This is a genomic window from Mesorhizobium sp. M5C.F.Ca.ET.164.01.1.1 (assembly GCF_004792125.1).
GTDB lineage: Bacteria > Pseudomonadota > Alphaproteobacteria > Rhizobiales > Rhizobiaceae > Mesorhizobium > Mesorhizobium wenxiniae.
Genome location: NZ_SRTG01000001.1, coordinates 2,648,882 through 2,666,523, shown reverse-complemented (window position 1 = coordinate 2,666,523; position 17,642 = coordinate 2,648,882). Strand labels below are relative to the sequence as shown.

The window sequence follows — 17,642 nt, the reverse complement described above, 5'->3', positions numbered from 1 at the left end:
TGGCGGCGGCCGGCGGCTGGGTGCCGCTCGACCCACGACTGCTCTGGCCATACAGCTCAGGAGGTCGCGATGCTGGCCGAGGCCGCCCACATGGCCTTCCCCGAATGGTGATATCGACTATCGATTAGATGCAACCGTCCAAGGCCTATGAGTTTACGAACTCGACCGGCGCGATGGAGCTCAACGAATACGCCCGCGGCAACGATCCTTTCAACGCCGGCTCATCCACGCTCGCCGGAAAGAGACAGGCTTCAAGGTGCAGTTTATCCACCTGTCTCTGTTGGTGACCGCGGCCCTCGCGCGATAGTCGCTTCTCGCTAGCTCCTTCAGGTCACAAAGAATGCACCTGCCGTAAGCGACAGACCTGGAGAAAGAGTGGCGAACTGTGTCTGAGCTGCGCCGCCTGTGCCGTCGCTGTCGTAGGAGAGCGCTCCAGTCGAACTGTTGTAGATGATATGGTCGGAACTGTCATGCGCGGCCCTACCGGCAAAGAAAGCGTCCGATGAAAGCCCCCCCAACTTAAGCCCGGCAAAAACGGCGTCGTCGAGGTGGATCTTGTCCTTGTTGAAGTCGGTAATCCTGTCGACATTGCCGTTACCAAGGGCGCTATTGAAGACGAAAGTGTCGTTGCCGCCGAAGCCGCTCAACTTATCGGCACCGCCGCCGCCGTTGATGACGTTGGCGCCGGCATTGCCCTGGATGGTTTGGGCCAACCCGTTGCCGGTCAGGTTGATTGCCGTGGTGCCGGCGTCCTTTGTGGTGCCAAGTACTTCAATCGACAAGCCGGCTGAGAGCGCATAGCTCACAGAGGTCCACACCCTGTCTTGACCTTGGCCAGAGGCCTCGACCACCTTGTCGCCGGCATTGTCGACATAGTATTCGTCGCTGCCGCCATAGCCGATCATGGTGTTGGCACCGGTTTCCCGAAGTACATCGGCGCCGCTGGTGCCGTACAAGGTGCCATCGCTGGTGCCGCCGGAAGGAAGGACAGTCCCGGTCCCAGACCCAGTCTCGGTCCCGATCGCGCCAGTGGTCGGGGGAGTGACGTTGGCACCCGTGACAGTGTCGCCGCTGCCTGCCTTCTGATACAGCTGGATCTCATCGACTTGCATCTGCATCGACGAGGGAGTCGAACTATCCAGAGTCGTGTGCCATCCGGCCGTGTTCGAATTGGCGACCCCATTGTTCATGATCAATTCCATCGGCTCATTCGGGATCGTTGCCTGTGCGCTGGTGACCTGCGCCATCTGCTTCCCGTCGAGATACCAGGTGATCGATTTACCGGGATCCCAGTTGATGCCGTAGGTGTGGAAGCCGGCCGTGAGGTCGACCCCGCTGTCGATGCTCGCGCCGACCCATCCAGATGGGCCGTGAAGGTGCCAAGTGAAGTTATTGTCAACCGGGCCGGAGCTTTCGGTAAACCCGCCCTCCTGTATATCGATCTCGAAATTGTCACCGCTGCTGCCGGCACCTTGGCCGGGCAACATCCAGAGGGCTGGCCATGCGCCGTCGCCGCTCGGCGCCTTCATGCTGATCTGAAGGTAGCCGCCATTGAATTCGAAGTTGCCGTAGCTGCTGACGGCGCCGGACGTGACCGGGTATGTCTGTGTCGTCCCATCTCTTATGCCGCTGATGGGCTGCTTGATCGCCGTGAGATCTAACTTCCCGTTGCTCACGGACACTTGGCTCGGCACATCGTAGTCGGCATAATACTGCGAGCCTGCGTTGCTTCCTCCTGATCCATTGCTATTCCATGGCCAGCCGTTGGCGGCATTGCTGGTGATGTAGGTATTCCAGTCGCTGTCGAGCGCCGTACCGGAGAAGCTCTCCTCGAAGACGAGATCGCTAGAGGCAAAGCCTGCGGGTGCGGAAAGAGTCATTCCGTGATCCTTCTTTGGCGTTGAAAACAGGGGATTCTACTGCCGCGCATCGCCAAGGCGCGCGACATATCGCACGCTCGCAGTTGGGCACCGCGAGCGGATTTCAAAGTAGCGGAGATTTGGAAATCCTCGCCCAGACATTATTATTGTCGAGACGTTGAACTCGCCATCGAAGGCGAGTTTTGTCGGTGGGAATGCTCATCGGGTCCTCCCTTGGAAGGGGGTCGCTGCCGCGCGCGCAAGGTGTTCAGAGGTTCGAGCCACAGCCAAATTGAAGTCGAGCGCAGCTCGTTCGGCGGATGCATCGCCAAGCTTTCCGGTTAGTAAAAGCACAGTAGATACCTTAGTAATTGCGTCTTCTTGTTTTAATTTCAACGGCGCCCTAAGTAAAACGTAGGCATGTCCGCTTGCGGACTCATCCGCACACCATTCTATACTATACGTGAAGCGATCATTAAGGACGATGTACGCAGCCTTACTGCTGTTTGCGGCGAGAATGAGGCTGGGCGAAAAACTTATTAACACCTTCTAATATAGCTGCTGCGTCGAACAGCCGCACCGAAACAGGCTTCCGGACGCGTCCTACGAAAACCGTGTCCGTCGACTTTTGGGGCCGTGGTGCGAGCGGGTCGTTCGCCACGCAACTCGGAGACATCCCTGCCATCCTTCCCGACGACCTCATTTGCAGGGCGAACCGTCGAATCGATGGCTGGAGCTGCCGGTCCCGATGTTTGACCGTGCCGTTTGCGCGGCCAGTGCGCCGGCCAAGGTCCGCCGTTGAGGCGTTGACTACGCTCCAGTCTCTACACGTGTTGCTGAGCGATGTCGCGCGGCACACCAGCGACGTCCCGGATCATCCGCCTTCCTATGATCGAAGGTGGGACTCGCACCGTTATCGAGCTCAGCCCCTACAGTACCGGACAGGCCGTTCAACTGCAACGCAAACGTGCCTGCATCGAACAGCGCCAAAAGCTGCACCCGCATCCAAGGGAAGTACGATCGCTTAAGCGGCTTGTGGAAATGGCTAATACATGACCCCTAGGGCGCGAGGGCGCTTTCTCGCTGGGACGGCCCGAATTTGAACCGCGCAACAAGCCGCCAAAGCTCCACCTGTGGCCAAGTGCTAACCGGTTAGCGTGCTCTTTCGCTGCATCGTCGTCTATGCAGGCTAGGTTGACCGCGCCCATGAATTGGCCGTGTTCGTTCAGAACACAGAGCCGATGATGCGGCATCGCTTGTCCCTGATCGGCGACAATATTCTATCATCAGCGTCGCTGTGGAACGCGGAGAGTTTGGTTCTCACGAGCTACCCCAGATGGGCCGCGTGCTTTTAAGGTTCCTCCCCGGAAGCTTCGCAGGAGGTGCCTTGACGGCGTCGAGAGTGTCGTTACATTTGTAATGATTAGGTTTTGTTTTTATCCGGTTGCGCCCACTTTCTGAGGTGCGCGGTTCGCACCTAGCGTGCAGCCCGGGCAAGGGAGGAACTCTCGAACTCTGGTGCGACCTCAAGGCGGACCGGTGCCGTCGTAAGATCCGTTCATTTCCCGAAACGTGAAGTTCGATCAACAAGGGGCGACTTAGGCTTTCCCTTCTGGATCTGGCCTTGGGGCCATGCAGAGATTTCGATCGCTGGTCGTTTTCGGTCAAAGCCACAAGCAATTATTAGCTCGAAGCATTCCAAGAGGCAACTTAATCTGGCTCAAACACATTAAGATGGGTAGAGATGATGTCAAGTAATGACCTCTATACCGGAAAAGATTACGCCGCTGCCAATCCGACGTGGCATGATGAAGACGGCGGTGTTAAGGCCGCGAACATCGCCAAGATCGTGCGCGCGAACAACATCAGTTGCCAGAAAATCGTCGACACAGGTTGCGGGACGGGAGGCGTTCTGAATGCCCTTCTTCAGCATGATATCTTCCGAGGCTCAGAGGCAATCGGCTACGATATCGCTCCCTATGCTATAAATTTGGCCAAACAGCGAGAAAGAAACAATCTAAGATTTCACTGCAGCGACTTCCTGCAAACCAACGAAAATTACGATCTTCTTCTGTGCATCGATGTGTTCGAGCACATCGATGACTATATGGGATTTCTTCGGAAGCTCAGAGGACATTCGAAATACTATGCGTTTCATATTCCTCTCGATATTAGTATCGTCGGCCTTCTGCGCGGACAGCACCTTAAGCAGCGCAAGGAGGTCGGTCACCTGCATTACTTTGATCAGGCCACAGCTCTAGCGACTCTGCGCGACACGGGCTTTAAGATTATTGACGCACAGTACACTAGGACGGAAGATATCCTGCAGGTCCATCCCGAATGGCGAACCACGACAGCCATCCTCGGTAACGCGGCACGGCGCATTGTCCGGACTATCGCCGGAGAGGACCTGTCGGTGCGCTTACTCGGCGGTGCCTCGCTGATGGTCCTCACTAGCTGAGGTGGCGTTAGGCACGCGTCAGAACAACCGACTGGGAGTGGCGGCAAGGGAAATGCCAAGGGGCGAGACGCTGCGGTATCGAATTTTGCTCGACGCTGGCGCCTTTCCTCTCCACCAATCTCGGGTTCCCCCACGCACCCCAGAGTAGCCATACACCGGCGAATCCGGGGTCGTTAGATTTGAGGACTCAAAAAACGGGCAACGCGGCCCCTGATTGATGTGCCACCGCAAGTCGGCGCCAGAGATTCAATTGATCCTGCCGTTGATCCTCGCGCTCTTGGCAACACCTCGCCAGGGTGCTTGCGCAGCTGCCCATACAACGCGCTGGGCGAGTTTGAGGGCCCAAACCACACGGGCTGGGACTGCAATCGCCACGTCGTCTTCATATCGAAGTATCAGCGGCTCACGAAGGCGAAAGTTGTAGTGGCCTCCCGGAAACGTCAAACTGCTACTGTCCACCGCCGCAAGGCCGGGCCGCTCTCCCATACTTTCAAGGTCGATCGCCCTCCAGCGAGAAGCTCCGAAACTCGATTCCGAGCTGCTTGAGCCTCTCTACTCCGGGAACCTCTGCCGCCGGGTGCACGAGCCCAAGGATGGAGTCGGATCGGAAGGGTAGGGGGACATGCAAGGCCTCAGTTGCCTTGAGGACGCCACTGACAAGCTGCCAGGGCACGGGGACGGCGCGCAGTGTTCTGCCTTGTGACGCGGCGATCTCTTTCATTAGCCGTCGGAACGGCACCGGTTCGGGGTTGGCCAGCCCTACCGGTTCCGGCAGGGGCATGTCCGACTCGGCAATACGCACCATGGCGGCTGCCAGGTCCGTCTCATGCACTGTGAACTGGTGGGAGCGCACCCCGATGAGAGGTGTGACCGGCAGGGTGGTGAGCTTTCGGAGCGCACCTGCCATCCCGCCCCAACCGGGGCCGTACACCAATCCGAGGCGGGTGGAGACACCTCCCAGACTGCTGGCGGTGCGCTCGCAGGCCAGCTTCGCCTGGCCGTATAACTGTCGGGTTCCCTTGTAAGCGGACATCGAGGAGATAAAAATGACCCGGCGAACCCCTGCGTCGGCGGCATTTCGCAGGAGGTGCTGCGAGCCGGACACATTGACATCCCACACATCGCCCGCGTTGACGAGAGTCAGGTCCCATGCACCGTGGATGAGCACATCTAGGTCGCTGAATGCGGCCCCCGACGGCGGGCGCTTGATCTCGTATGGGCGCCGCTCGGCGACGCCGACCATTGCGGCGGCAGATTCGGAGGTCACCCGGTTCGAACGGGCGAACGCGATGACCTCATGCCCTTCTTCGGCGAAGGCGGCACGCAGGATGGTCCCGACATATCCGTTGGCCCCGGTGATACCGACCCGCATTGAACTCAACCCGTCAGCTGCATCGCTTCGCAGGCGATGCGATGAGAATTGGCCATCACAGTCAGGGTAAAGGTAGTAGCTGGAACATTTGGGAAAACCGACCCGTCGATGAGATGGATCCGGTCCCAGCGCGCCAGCCGCCCGAGCCGGTCTGTCGTCGCACTCCCAGAATCCGGCTCACTGGCGTGGGGAAAGCTGCCGCCAAAGTGGTAGCTCTTGGCCCCGCCCGACCACAGCATCTGCGGCGTGACTGGCCACAAGTCAAGGTAAGGTGCCGCCCTGCGGATCCGCTTTAGTACGTCAGGGAGCATCGGAGGCACGTCTTTGCCCCTGACCTTGGCCTCGCTGAAGCCCTCCGAAGTGAGAGTGATCTGGGGTAGCTCATCAGGAGCTGCGGACACCTGGGTGGTGACCCGAACCTTGGGTGATGCCCAGGATGGCAAGTAGCCCAAACCTACCGTCAACCGGCTCAGGAGCCGATCCGTCGCGAAGGCGGCGGCGCGGTGTTGGAGGAAGCCGGGCAGCGCATCGTAGTATGCCTGGTTGAACGGATAGAAGTGAATCTGTGAAACATCGAAGCCCTCCTCGTCTCGGCCGATGACCATGTTGAACTGGTTGAGTGTGAACTCGCGCCTTGTACGTGGATCGGGGGTCGGCTTCATGGACATCATTGGAAGAACGAACTGAGCCGATTCCGAAAGATGTACCGGCTGGTCCGATCCGAGCGAGCCCAGGATCAGCCGGGTGGTCCCGATTGCTCCGCAGCCCACGAAGACCCGGTCGGCTGTGAATCGCTGGATCCGGCCGCTGGACAGCTCCCGGGCCTGCACGACAGCCGTGTCGCCCTCCTGGTCGACTCGCACCGCGAGCAGCCCGCTGCGGTAGTCGATCCTCCCGCTGCGCCTGAAGCCATCGAAGCTGTGCGAGGCCGAAAAGATCAGCGACCGCGGGCACCCAGTCATGCATAGGCCGCAGGGCTGGCATTCGGGCGCTGAGAAGGCGAGCCGGGCGCGGCCTATCGTTATTCCCGTGGAGCGCACACGATCGCGGTGCCGGTCGTAGTTGGCCAGGACCATCTGCGTCCGCGGCGCTAGTGGCGGAAGCGGGTCCGGGGATCCGATGAGCGGGAACCACTCCTCGAGATCGTCGGACTCTCCAGCGAAAGGAATGTGACCTAGGATGGTCCGGTAGTGCTCTTCCATATCCGAGAAGTCGAACGGCCATCCCTTGAACGTGGCGGCGCTGAAGGGCATGATCTGAGCCCCCCAGACATTGCTGAACCCCCCGTAGGCGCTTGATATGACAGCTGAGTTGACTCTACCCTCGGAGTGGACGCCGTCGAGTTGGCCCCTGTTGACAAAGGGGAAATCGGATCCGTAGCTTCTCTTTTCAGGTAGCGAATCGGACCGGACCTGCTTGGGCTGCAGGCTGACCCGGCGGACGTCCTCCGCATCCCAGTCGTCGACACGCAGCTTCGACAGCCTGGAGATTATCTCCTGCGTCTCCGCATCGATCACGGTGCCTGGATCGAACACGGTTATCTTCTCGTTTGGCTTCTCGGACAGCGCCAACACGGCGGCGGCTGCAGCCGGACCCGAACCAATGATTATCGCAGACGGCATTTACTTCCCGCGCCTACCGCCTTGCGCGGCTGTGTCCAGGATCTGCCTGGTTGCCTGTTGGCGCCGCCGGCGCAAGCGCCGCACCAGGTCGATCCGGCCGGCGACGTGGCCTGCCGCGGCTAGCCCCACGCCAACGACTATCGCCGCGGACCGGGCCAGCGCGTGGGCGTCACCCTTGGCCGCTTGCAAAATCTCCCGCGGTACGCCCTTGGTCAGCGCGTACCAGACGAAGCGGGCCTCTGAGCTCAGAGTAGCGGCGTCGCCCATCTGGGAAAACGCCTCGACCTTCCCTTTGTTGACGAAGAAGCAGCGGCGCCAGAAGTACTTCCAAGTCGGCCGTGAGGCCGGTACAAAGTGGCGGACGGCCGCCGCGGGTTCATAGATGACCGCCTCACTGCCCCTGAGGTGCGTCACGCGGTGACACATGTCCATGTCGTCGTGATGGTCGGAGTGGAACCCTCCCACCTGCTCGAGGAGGGTCCGCCGCACCGACATGTTGGCTCCTATGAGATGAGCCAAAGGACCTCGGATAGTCGGAAGGCCGTCATAAGCGCATCCGAACACCCAGTCGAACTGCACAGGGAACCAGGCCGGGCGGCCAGCCTTGAAAACCGGTATGGGACGCCCGCCGACGGCCCCGATGCGCTCATCCTGGTACGGGTCGGTGAGAATCCCGAGCCAGTCCTTGTCGGCCGCTGCATCGTCATCCAAGAACGCCAGAATGTCTCCGGCAGCTGTCTCGGCTGCCGTGTTTCGGGCCGACCCCAGGTGCCCGTCGTACTTGTTCTGGATCACCCGTATCGGAGGGGTGGATGCGGCGAAGTCAGCCCAGTACGCGGCACAACGGTGGAACAGGGTCTCATTATGGTCGATGCAAACGATGATCTCACAGGGTTGCAAGGTCTGCTCCTGAACCGAGGCCACCGACTGAAGCATCAGCTCCCATCTGTCCTCGGTGTAGGCACAGATAATCACTGAGATCGTCGGGCGGGCCTGCTGGCGTTCGCTGGTGACGCCATCCTCCGTCTGCCCGGTTTTCGATCCAGGCTGACCGGTTGTGGCAACGGCAACGTCATTACCGCGGCGGGCGAGTCCGATACTTAGGTTCCGGACGTGGCCCCGCTGGCCAACGCCAATCGGCGTACAGGATTGCGCAAGCATCAGAATACGCATCTAGGAATTCTCCCGACTTGAGCTGCCAATGTCTGCCCCAAGCTCTTCAATAGACGGTGCGATGGTCTTGGTTTTTGAAAAGCCAGACTTCCACGCGCTGGATTCGGCTTACCCGGAAGCCGGTTCTCAGCATAAAGAAACCACGAGGGCCGAGGTTTGCGCCACAGAGGCTCGAGGCGGCCGCCGACGCCAAGCACGCGCGGGTCGGTGTAGGGCATCAGCAACTCGCCCAGCCAGCGCTCATCGGCGATCGCATCGTCATCGAGAAACGCCACGACCGGCGCGGACGCCAATCCGGCTCCCGTCGTGCGACCGCCGCACAGTCCACGCACGTTGGTATTAGGTGTGACGACGACACCCTCGATCTCGCGCCGGGCGCGCTCCAAGAGCGCCTCATCGTTGTCGACGACGAGGATGATCTCGCGGGCCGGGCAGGTCTGGCGGCGCACCGACGCGATGGCCGCGTTCAAATCGTCCCAGCGATCGAGTGTGTCGGCGCAGATCACGACGGAGGCTTCGGTCATGGCAACTGCCGGCTGGTTTCGGAGGCCGGGCTGGTTTCGCGTGTCTGCCTCGCCCGAGCCGTGGCGGCTTTGAGGATGTTCCAGAGCGGACCTCCGTCGTTGTGAATATCGAACTTGTCATATTCGTCGACGGGATAGCGTCCGCTGTCCTGCCGCGACACCAGCCGCCACACCATCCAGCCGGCGCAGTTGCGCTCGCGCGTCAGCGTGTCGAGCCACATCGCGTAAGCCTGGGCAAAGTTCTGATTGGAGCGGGCATAGCCGAACTCCTCCAGAAGCACCGGCTTTCCGGCGCGAACTGCCAACCGGCAGAACTCGGTGATCAAGCTGTCGAACTGCTGGACGGTGAGCTGGTAGTAGAGCGGGTAGCCGTGCCAGGTCCCGAAATCGAGAGTCGGGATCGTCAGATCCGCTAGCTTCGACTCGACGTTAGCGTGCCCTGAGGTGACGAGATGGTTGGGATCGAGCGACTTCACGTAGGCCGTCATTTCGGTGGTCCAAGCCAATCGTAAGGCCTCCGGCTGCGCATTGCCTTCGTTCATTAGCTCCCAGGCCATGATGGTCGGATCATCCCGGTAGGCGAGCCCGGTGAGCGGGTTGACTCGCTGCACGACGTGGCTGACCCAGGTCCTGTAGTCGCGCTTCGTGCGCGGATCCTGGAAGAAAAACTCCGACTTCTCTTTGCTGAGGTCGGTGTTGTACTGGCTCTGCACGCCTGGGGCGTCCCGGCTCCCATACCAGGCCCGCATCTGCTGGGCGCCGCCTGTGAAGGCCCAGAAATCCAGGACGGCGATGATCAGCCTCAGGCGTCGCTTGCCGGCCTCGGCGATGAGGAAATCAACCTTCTGCATGCCGTTGGCGCCGTCATTGACCGCCATCCTGTTTTGGCTCGGGTCCCAGTAGAGCAGGTACGTGCCCTTGACCGCGAGATTGCTGGCTTCGCCTTCAAGCCGCCAATCCCAGATCGTAGGCTTGCTTCCGTCGAGCGACCCGATCACCGGCTGGAGGAAGGTGCGGACCACATTGGCGCCCATCGCCACCGCGTCATCGAGAACGCGGGTGACCTCATCCGGCGACCCGTAGGTCAGATAGTGGTTGTTTACGCCGGTCACGAAGAACGGCCTGCCGTCCAAGGTGAAGTTCGTTCCGGAAGTCTTGATGAAGGACCTTGCCGACGGATCATCCGCGGCGCTCACGACTGCCGGAACGGACAGCAACGCGCACACCAGCACCCGCAGTCCGGCGTTGCGCAGCCTATTTTTCAATCGTTGCCAGCCGACAATCACCCGGGCATGTGGCTCTCGCCGGGCGCCGAGTGCAACAGCCCCGAAGGATTACCTCCTCTGACCTCGCACAGCCCGGGCGTCGTTCGGGCATAGTGGTGCTTGGCCGATTCCGGTCGCTCGAGTATGGACCCGTGCTGGCAGACATCGCTCCCAACCAAGAATTCGGCTCCTCGTATTGGCGAGTCCCCGCGGTAGTAATATGTGGGAAGTATTCTCGCGCTGTGGCACGCGCCATCGCTGTCCATCTACCTCCCTGGCCCGCGGGCCTGCGGCGGAGTCTTGGTAAGGCGGATCGCCGCAGGCGGTTCTCTTCAAGCTGTGAGCCGGCGTCCTTTTGAAATCCGCGGTCGGAACAACAATGCGCATTTGCCTGAGTCTCGATCCATCGCGGCTACTTCGGTGGCACCTCTGGCTGGCAGAAGCGCTTGCTGAAGTGCCCGGCAACGAGGTCTCCTGCGCTTTGGCGGCCGGTCGCCGCCCGCTGCCGTTGACCTGCCGTCTGCTGCTCGAACTGGAACGACTGGTCTATGGCTTTCGCGGGAACGGCGCCACTAACTCCGTCGAGGCGGCACTGCGGTCCCTGCCGCCGCCTCCGACCGACCAAGTGGATGTGGTGATTGATCTGAGCGGGGCGGAATCGCTGCCGGCGGCGCGGCGCGTGCTCACCCCGGTCTTCAACGGCGCACCCGGCGAGATCGGAATCGTGGCGGCCTGGTTGAATCATCAGGATATTCTCGTCGACCTGCATGACACGGCGCGCCCGTTGCGGCCGTGGACGGCGCGTCCTGCCAGTAGAGACCGTGAAGTGTTGGCAGCGAGGCTCGACAGCGCCCTTTCCTGCGCTGTGCCGCTGATCCTCAAAGCCCTGTGTGAGGAAACCGGTTCAGCTGCGTCCGGTATCCCCGGCCCACGGACGGCAGTGCCTTCGTTTGGCGCGCTTTCGGCGCTTGCAAGAGCGACCGGCACGGTTGCATCGAAGGCGATCGGGCTTTTGGACATCCTGGCGAGGGGCGGCAGGATGTGGGGGATTGGCTGGCGCTTCGATGAATCGGCGAGCCTGCTCGACAAAGGCGAAGCAGCCTTCCGGGTGCTCACCGGAAATGCCGACAGCTACCTTGCCGACCCATTCCCGTTCCGGCACCAGGGGCAGGATTTCATTTTTGTCGAACAGTACCTCTACTCGAAGAACCGGGGATGCATTGCGGTCGTGACAGTGAACCGGGACGGGACAGCCGGCGCATCCCGGATCGTCGTGGAGGAACCGCATCACCTCTCATACCCGTTCGTGTTCGAGCGGGATGGGCAGATCTGGATGATCCCCGAATCGGGGGCGGCCAGGAATGTCAGCCTCTACCGGGCAGTGGAATTCCCTTACCGGTGGACGCGGGAGGCCTGCCTCATGGAAGGCATTGAGGGCTACGATACCACGCCGCTCTGGCATGCTGGCGGCTTTTGGTTTTTCGTCAGCCCAAGGCTGTGGAGGTCCACGTCCTGGGATGTCCTCAGCCTCTACCGTGCCGAGAGCCTGACCGGATCTTGGACGCCCCATGCCGCCAACCCCGTCCTGATCGATGCCAGGCTCAGCCGCCCCGCAGGCGCCGTCATCCGACACGGCGGACGCACGCTACGCCCGGTCCAAGACTGCGCGCGCGGCTATGGCGGCGCGGTGACGTTCTGCCAGATAGATGCGCTCGGGGTGTCGGAGTTTGCTCAGACCCCGGTCGGTCGCATTTGGTCCGGAGCGTTGGGGTGTCACACCTACAACCGCCGGTCTGGCTTGGAGGTGATCGACCTGTTCGGGCATATCCGGGGTTTGCGAGAGGTCACGACCTCCTATCGTTTGCTGGTACCCGACGCGCCGGTCTCGGGACCGCGTGGGGTCTCGGGACCGTGTGGGCAGTCCCTCTCTTGGCCGGTCTCGTCCGGGTCAGCCACCCGTAGCCAGGTGGTCGAGCGCAAGATACCCCGCCTGAGACGGGCCGGGCGGGCCCGACCTTTCCCCGGCACAGAATAAGCTCGGAAATCACGGCCGAGTGAAGGAGCGAGCCCACGTTCATTTCTTCGCGCCGACGACCTTCGGTGCCTTCTGCACGGCTCGCTCAGTAGAAATTCTCGCTTGTGAGCTAGCGCCGACCGCGGGTCGATGGATGTCCTCGCTGGCGTTGAAGGTGGCCCCAGAGGTCTAAACGGGTTTGGCAATGCTGCCAGCACAGCTGCTGAAGGTGATCGATGCCGCTGCCGTACTATCCGCGCTGGTGGTATGGGCTGGAAATAACCTGAAGTGATACCCCAAAAGAGCTAATCATCTATTGTCTTTTCTAACCATCCATCGTCCTTCCATTTCAGATATGCATCAGTAATGCTTTGCATAACAAACTCAGATTAGGGGGCTGCAAGCGTACCGATCTTCTTTCATTTCATCTTCATTTCATTATGGCCGGGAGTCCGCATATGGTTGGATCAAGCACATTCGTGGATGTGGCGGTCATTGGAGCTGGCCGCTGCGGCTTGTCGCTGGCCGCGCATTTGTGTGCGCGCGATGTGGAGCACCGGACGTATCACGCGGCCCATCATCTCGCCCGATACTTATCGGCAGTCCTGGCGCGCTTTCAGCCCGCCCCCTGGGTCCCATCGTACGATCTCAAAGCGCTGCCATGAACGCCGGTCTCTCCAGCATTCTCGCCCCCGTCGGTGCCACATCGTCGCCTGAATCGTCGCCTGACCCGATCAATTTCGCGCTGCGGCGATCACTGATTCTGCCCCGAGTCAGCTTCGTCGTCCCGACGCTCAATGAAGCCGAGAACCTCCCTTGGCTTCTGCCGCGCATCCCCAACTGGGCGCATGAGATCATTATTGTGGATGGTCGTTCGACTGACGATACGGTCGCGGTCGCACGTCGCCTGCGCGAGGACGTGAAGGTTGTCATGGAGCCCCGTCGGGGCAAGGGCGCTGCACTGCAAGCGGGATTCCGGGCTGCCACAGGCGACATCATCGTCATGCTGGACGCTGACGGCTCCATGGTCCCGGAGGAGGCGATCGTCTTTGTCAGTGCGCTGATGGCCGGCGCGGATCTCGTCAAGGGTTCACGCTTTATCCAGGGCGCCGGTACCGACGACATGTCGCTGCTCCGGATGTTCGGCAACAAGGGGCTGACCCTGTTCGTGCGGCTGCTCTATGGCGGTTGGTTCTCCGATCTATGCTACGGATACATAGCCTTCTGGACCAAGCACGTCGCCACGCTGGACTGCGATTGCGATGGGTTCGAGATCGAGACCCTCATCAACGTGCGGGCCTTGAAGAACCACCTCAATATCGTCGAGGTGGCGAGTTTCGAGGTTCCGCGCATCAGCGGTGTGAGCCATCTTCGCGCCATCCCGGACGGCTGGCGCATCCTCAAGACCATCCTGCGCGAGAGGGTGCACCTACAGCACAGGCGGAGCGCGATAGCCTGTGATGTCGGTGGACAAACCTGATGCGAATCCTGATGGTTGCCGCCCGCTGCTATCCCCTCATAGGCGGCATCGAAACTCACATCCAGGAAGTCGGTCCCCGCTTGGTGGCGCGTAGCCACGCGGTCGACGTGCTCACCACTGATCCCTCGGGGGAGTTGCCGGTTGAGGAGGACGTGCGCGGCATGCGCGTGCGGCGCGTGCGGGCCTGGCCGAGGGAACTGGACCTCTATGCTGCGCCCGGCATTTATACCGCGATCCGGCGCGGGGTTTGGGATCTGATCCATTTCCAAGGTTACAACAGCTTCGTGGCGCCGATCGGGCTGCTGGCGGCCGTCCGCGGGGACCTGCCGTTCATCCTGACCTTCCACAGCGGCGGGCATTCCTCCCGGCTGCGCAACGCCGTGCGCGGCACACAGCACGCGCTGCTCCGGCCGCTGGTGGCCCGGGCCGCGCGGCTGATCGGCGTCTCCGAATTCGAAGCCGACTTCTTCAGCGTGAGGATGGGCGTGCCGCGGGAACGGTTTGTCGTCATCCCGAACGGCGCCGCGATGCCAGTTGCGAGTCCCGGCGTCCAGGTCGATCCGCACCTGATCGTCTCGGGCGGCAGGCTGGAGCGCTACAAGGGCCATCACCGGGCGATCGCGGCCTTGCCCGAACTGATCCGCCGGGTACCGGACGTGCGACTGCACATCGTCGGAACAGGCCCGTACGAGGGAGAATTGCGGCGCCTCGTCGCGACGCTCGGCCTCGAGAAGCGGGTCACCATTGCGGGTATCCCCGGATCCGAGCGGCAGAAAATGGCAGACCTGCTGGCGAGCGCCGCGCTATTCGTGCTGTTCAGCGAATACGAAGCCCATCCGGTCGCCGTGATGGAAGCCCTGTCGCTGCGCCGTCCGGTCCTCGTCAGCGACACGTCCGGTCTGCGGGAGCTGGCCGCCAATGGCCTGTGCCGGGCGATTCCGTGCAACGCCGGTCCGGGAGAGCTGGCCGCCGCCATGGCCGAGGAACTGGAGGCCCATCGGGAGGTCCCGGATTTGGCGCTGCCGGACTGGGATGCCTGCGCGCAATCGCTGAACGACGTTTATTATGATGTCCTGGGCCGCCGATCCACGGTCCGCTTGCCCCCCGGCGGCGTGATGTCGTGGCCTCCTGTGACGAGGGCATGACGCTGATGATGCGGGCTCATTTCACCGCGGGAACCAGGATCAACCCACTCCAGGGCGGGATACAATTCGTTTCGGCCGTTATCGGTCCCGACCTTCGCGGCGGCAGCGCCGATGCCCCGCCGCAACGGTTCAACTCCGGATGGATCGCGGTTCTGTGCCTGACGGTCGCCACGGCTCTGCTCCTGGTCGTGGCCGGGCACGCGGCCGGGCGCCGGGGCTATGACGTGGCGCCGCTGCTCTTCTGGTCCGGTGTCGTCCTCCTGGTCGTTCCGACCAGCCTTCGCATCACCTGGCCGATGGTAGCCCGGGGTGAGCGCTTGTTCCTCCTGTTTCTGCTTGCCGAAGCCCTGTTCTACTACAAGGCGGTCTATTCCCCGACGAGCTTCATCAATTACGACGAGTTCTTGCACTGGATCGCAGCCGACGATCTTATGACGGCTCGCCGGCTATTTCTGTCCAACCCGCTTTTCCCAATCGGGCCAACGTATCCCGCCCTGGAAATCCTGGCGACGGCGATCGTCGATCTGACGGGCTTGCCATTGTTTGCGGCGGGGACTCTATTGTTGGCTGTCCTCAGGGGCACGTTCATCGGTGCCTTGTTTCTGTTCTTCGAAAGCATCACCGGATCGCCGCGCATCTCGGCCATCGCCTGCCTGGCCTATATGGGCTGCTCAACCTTCGTCCTGTTCGAGTCGATGTTCTCCTACGAGAGCCTCGGCATCGTGCTGTGCGTGCTGGCCTTCGCGGTCGAAGCAGCGTCCAAGGATCTCGTCGGCCGACCGAGACTGAAGGCGCTCGGGCTGATTGCCTTGCTGTTGGCGAGCCTCGCGGTCACGCACCACCTCTCGGCCACTTTCACCGCCACCTACTTCGGAGCGCTGGCGGCCCTCGAGGCTTTGCGCCGGCAGGGGCCCTTGCGGATTGAGGCCAGGACCGCCGCGGGCTTCACGGCGCTTCTGGCTATAGCCCTGCCGTCCCTTTGGGTGCAGGCCCGTGGGATTCCTCTCACGGGCTATCTCGGCCCGGTGGTCGAATCCGGCTTCGACACATTGCTCGGGAAGATCCTGGGCGCGCCCACTCCACGGTCGGAGCACCCCGGACCGCCGGACAAGGCCCTCTACATGCGGCTGACCACCTTGCTGGCGATCCTGCTGTTGGCACTCGGCCTGGCAACGGGATTCTTTCGGTCGCTGGCCATGGCAGCGCCGAGTGGTGCGCGGTCGGGTTGGCGTCCGATCCAGGACATTCTCAAACGCCGCTGGCGCGACAGCCGCCTCGTGCTGCTCGCCTTGCTGGCCTTCGGGCTCCCAGTCTCGGTGGCCTTCCGACTGACCATCGCCGGATGGGAAATCGGCAACCGCATGGGAACGTTCGTGTTCATCGCCGTCGGGCTGGTCGTCGCGGTGAGCATCGTCCACTTCTGGCAGGGCCGCACGCCACGCGGGTGGCGCCGCATCGCACCGGCCGTCGCTCTGGCGGTCATCGTCCTGGGCGGCGTCGCGAGCTCTACGATTAATCCGATCCATGGGCGCTACAGGGTGGCGGCAGATCAGGCATCAATCGAGCCCATGGGGATCGAAACGGCACGCTGGGCCAAGGAATGGCTCGGCGCCGGCAACCGCTTCACCTCCGACCGCATCAACCGCCTTCTGCTTGCGAGCTACGGCCGGCAGGACGTGAGGGTCAGGATCATCGAAGGCGTCTATTCCGCGCGCATATTCGAGGCCGAGACATTGAGGCCCGACGAGTTTTGGGCCTTGGCGCGAAGCGACATCGATTTCCTGCTGATTGACCTACGCCTGACGACGGCTCCCCCGGTGCTCGGCTTCTACTTCGAGCCGTGGCAACGGCAGGGAACGCCGCTCTCGGGCGCAGAGCTGCTCAAGTTCAATGACATCAAGGGCGTCACCCGCATCTACGACAACGGCTGGATCGTCATCTATGACGTGAGAGGATTGCATGAGAATTTGTAGCAAGCTGGACCTTCTGGCCGCGTGCCTGTGGGCGGGGGCCGCGGTGGCCGCCGTTGCGGTCAGCGACAGCTTGCTCATCCGTACTGCCCTGGGCGCGCCCATGGTGTTCCTCGTCTCGGGCCACACAGTGCTGCGGGCCATTGGCGTCAGGACCACCTCCGCGTTGCAACACCTCGTCTACGCGGTCGGAGCAAACCTAGCCGCCGGCATCGCCGGGGGCTTTGCCCTGAACGCCGCAGGCTTCCTTACGCCGCTCGGCTGGGCGGTGTGGTTCTGGGCCGTGACGGTCGCCGCGGCACTGGTTGCCGCCGGCCGCGACACTCCCGATCTGCCAGCCTGGCCGGCTCCGGCGCGGGTCCGGCTCTGGCAGGGGGCCGCGTTCATGCTAGCGCTGCTTGTGGCGACCGGAGCCTACGCGCTGGCCGTCCGGGACGAAGCGGCCTACCGGGAATTCAAATACACCGCGTTCTGGTTGTTGCCGTCGGCAAGTGGCGAGTCCGGCCGGATCACCGTCGGCATCAGGAGCGCCGAGACTCAACCTCAGCTGTTCGACCTGGAAATCACCCTCGACGGGCAACCGTTCGCCATCTTCCGATCGCTCACCATCGCGCCGGGCGAGACCTGGGCGCGGGAGATCCCGGTGCCCGTCTTGGCCACCCCGCAGAAGGCAGATGCCCGGCTCTATCGGCCGGAAGACAACCGACTCTATCGCAGCGTTTCGACGCTGGTGCCGCACATCTGAAACGGAGCCCGA

Annotated in this window: 12 protein-coding genes; 6 read left to right on the top strand and 6 right to left on the bottom strand. The window is 62.0% G+C overall.

The genetic code is table 11. From position 1 onward, the window contains the following. Positions 1-326: 326 nt before the first annotated feature. Entirely contained in the window at positions 327-1,880 is a 1,554-nt protein-coding gene (locus tag EN807_RS36500) for a family 16 glycosylhydrolase (protein ID WP_135935191.1), read from the bottom strand. Positions 1,881-3,603: 1,723 nt separating this feature from the next. On the opposite strand from EN807_RS36500, the gene EN807_RS13065 reads away from it, so the two are divergent. Beyond that, positions 3,604-4,320: a class I SAM-dependent methyltransferase gene (locus EN807_RS13065; RefSeq protein WP_135935190.1), complete on the top strand. Its 717-nt coding sequence runs from the start codon at positions 3,604-3,606 to the stop codon at positions 4,318-4,320. Between the two features lie 490 nt (positions 4,321-4,810). On the opposite strand, the gene EN807_RS13060 is transcribed toward EN807_RS13065, so the two are convergent. The 5 genes from EN807_RS13060 to EN807_RS13040 are packed head-to-tail and all read right to left on the bottom strand — an operon-like array spanning position 4,811 to position 10,297. Then, positions 4,811-5,692 (bottom strand): NAD-dependent epimerase/dehydratase family protein, encoded by an 882-nt coding sequence (locus tag EN807_RS13060; RefSeq protein ID WP_135935189.1) that lies wholly within the window; start codon positions 5,690-5,692, stop codon positions 4,811-4,813. 5 nt (positions 5,693-5,697) lie between these two features. Further along, complete coding sequence (locus tag EN807_RS13055; protein WP_135935188.1) at positions 5,698-7,314, bottom strand: GMC family oxidoreductase; 1,617 nt, start codon at positions 7,312-7,314, stop codon at positions 5,698-5,700. Then, positions 7,315-8,487, bottom strand: coding sequence for a glycosyltransferase family 2 protein (locus tag EN807_RS13050; RefSeq protein ID WP_210239978.1), 1,173 nt, complete (start codon positions 8,485-8,487; stop codon positions 7,315-7,317). After that, positions 8,475-9,011: a glycosyltransferase family 2 protein gene (locus tag EN807_RS13045; protein WP_135935187.1), complete on the bottom strand. Its 537-nt coding sequence runs from the start codon at positions 9,009-9,011 to the stop codon at positions 8,475-8,477. The genes EN807_RS13050 and EN807_RS13045 overlap by 13 nt, the downstream gene beginning before the upstream one ends. After that, positions 9,008-10,297 (bottom strand): cellulase family glycosylhydrolase, encoded by a 1,290-nt coding sequence (locus tag EN807_RS13040; protein ID WP_246684074.1) that lies wholly within the window; start codon positions 10,295-10,297, stop codon positions 9,008-9,010. Before EN807_RS13040 ends, EN807_RS13045 begins: the two co-directional genes overlap by 4 nt. Positions 10,298-10,655: 358 nt before the next feature. Here EN807_RS13040 and EN807_RS13035 point away from each other — a divergent pair, with 358 nt between their 5' ends. The 5 genes from EN807_RS13035 to EN807_RS13015 all read left to right on the top strand — a co-directional run bounded on the left by EN807_RS13035 (position 10,656) and on the right by EN807_RS13015 (position 17,630). Next, positions 10,656-12,311 (top strand): hypothetical protein, encoded by a 1,656-nt coding sequence (locus EN807_RS13035; RefSeq protein WP_135935186.1) that lies wholly within the window; start codon positions 10,656-10,658, stop codon positions 12,309-12,311. Between the two features lie 640 nt (positions 12,312-12,951). Further along, positions 12,952-13,770 (top strand): glycosyltransferase family 2 protein, encoded by an 819-nt coding sequence (locus tag EN807_RS13030; protein WP_135935185.1) that lies wholly within the window; start codon positions 12,952-12,954, stop codon positions 13,768-13,770. Beyond that, the gene (locus tag EN807_RS13025; protein WP_135935184.1) at positions 13,770-14,915 is read left to right on the top strand and encodes a glycosyltransferase family 4 protein; all 1,146 of its coding nucleotides are present in this window, start codon (positions 13,770-13,772) and stop codon (positions 14,913-14,915) included. The genes EN807_RS13030 and EN807_RS13025 overlap by 1 nt, the downstream gene beginning before the upstream one ends. Further along, the gene (locus tag EN807_RS13020) at positions 14,891-16,888 is read left to right on the top strand and encodes a hypothetical protein (RefSeq protein ID WP_135935183.1); all 1,998 of its coding nucleotides are present in this window, start codon (positions 14,891-14,893) and stop codon (positions 16,886-16,888) included. Before EN807_RS13025 ends, EN807_RS13020 begins: the two co-directional genes overlap by 25 nt. Further along, positions 16,875-17,630, top strand: coding sequence for a hypothetical protein (locus tag EN807_RS13015; protein WP_135935182.1), 756 nt, complete (start codon positions 16,875-16,877; stop codon positions 17,628-17,630). Before EN807_RS13020 ends, EN807_RS13015 begins: the two co-directional genes overlap by 14 nt. Positions 17,631-17,642 lie beyond the last annotated feature (12 nt).

Coding starts and splice junctions, on each gene's coding strand:
- EN807_RS13060 (WP_135935189.1), bottom strand. CDS start 5,692: ATGCGGGTCGGTATCACCGGGGCCAACGGATATGTCGGGACCATCCTG.
- EN807_RS13035 (WP_135935186.1), top strand. CDS start 10,656: ATGCGCATTTGCCTGAGTCTCGATCCATCGCGGCTACTTCGGTGGCAC.
- EN807_RS13030 (WP_135935185.1), top strand. CDS start 12,952: ATGAACGCCGGTCTCTCCAGCATTCTCGCCCCCGTCGGTGCCACATCG.
- EN807_RS13055 (WP_135935188.1), bottom strand. CDS start 7,314: ATGCCGTCTGCGATAATCATTGGTTCGGGTCCGGCTGCAGCCGCCGCC.
- EN807_RS13050 (WP_210239978.1), bottom strand. CDS start 8,487: ATGCGTATTCTGATGCTTGCGCAATCCTGTACGCCGATTGGCGTTGGC.
- EN807_RS13045 (WP_135935187.1), bottom strand. CDS start 9,011: ATGACCGAAGCCTCCGTCGTGATCTGCGCCGACACACTCGATCGCTGG.
- EN807_RS13065 (WP_135935190.1), top strand. CDS start 3,604: ATGATGTCAAGTAATGACCTCTATACCGGAAAAGATTACGCCGCTGCC.
- EN807_RS36500 (WP_135935191.1), bottom strand. CDS start 1,880: ATGACTCTTTCCGCACCCGCAGGCTTTGCCTCTAGCGATCTCGTCTTC.
- EN807_RS13015 (WP_135935182.1), top strand. CDS start 16,875: ATGAGAATTTGTAGCAAGCTGGACCTTCTGGCCGCGTGCCTGTGGGCG.
- EN807_RS13025 (WP_135935184.1), top strand. CDS start 13,770: ATGCGAATCCTGATGGTTGCCGCCCGCTGCTATCCCCTCATAGGCGGC.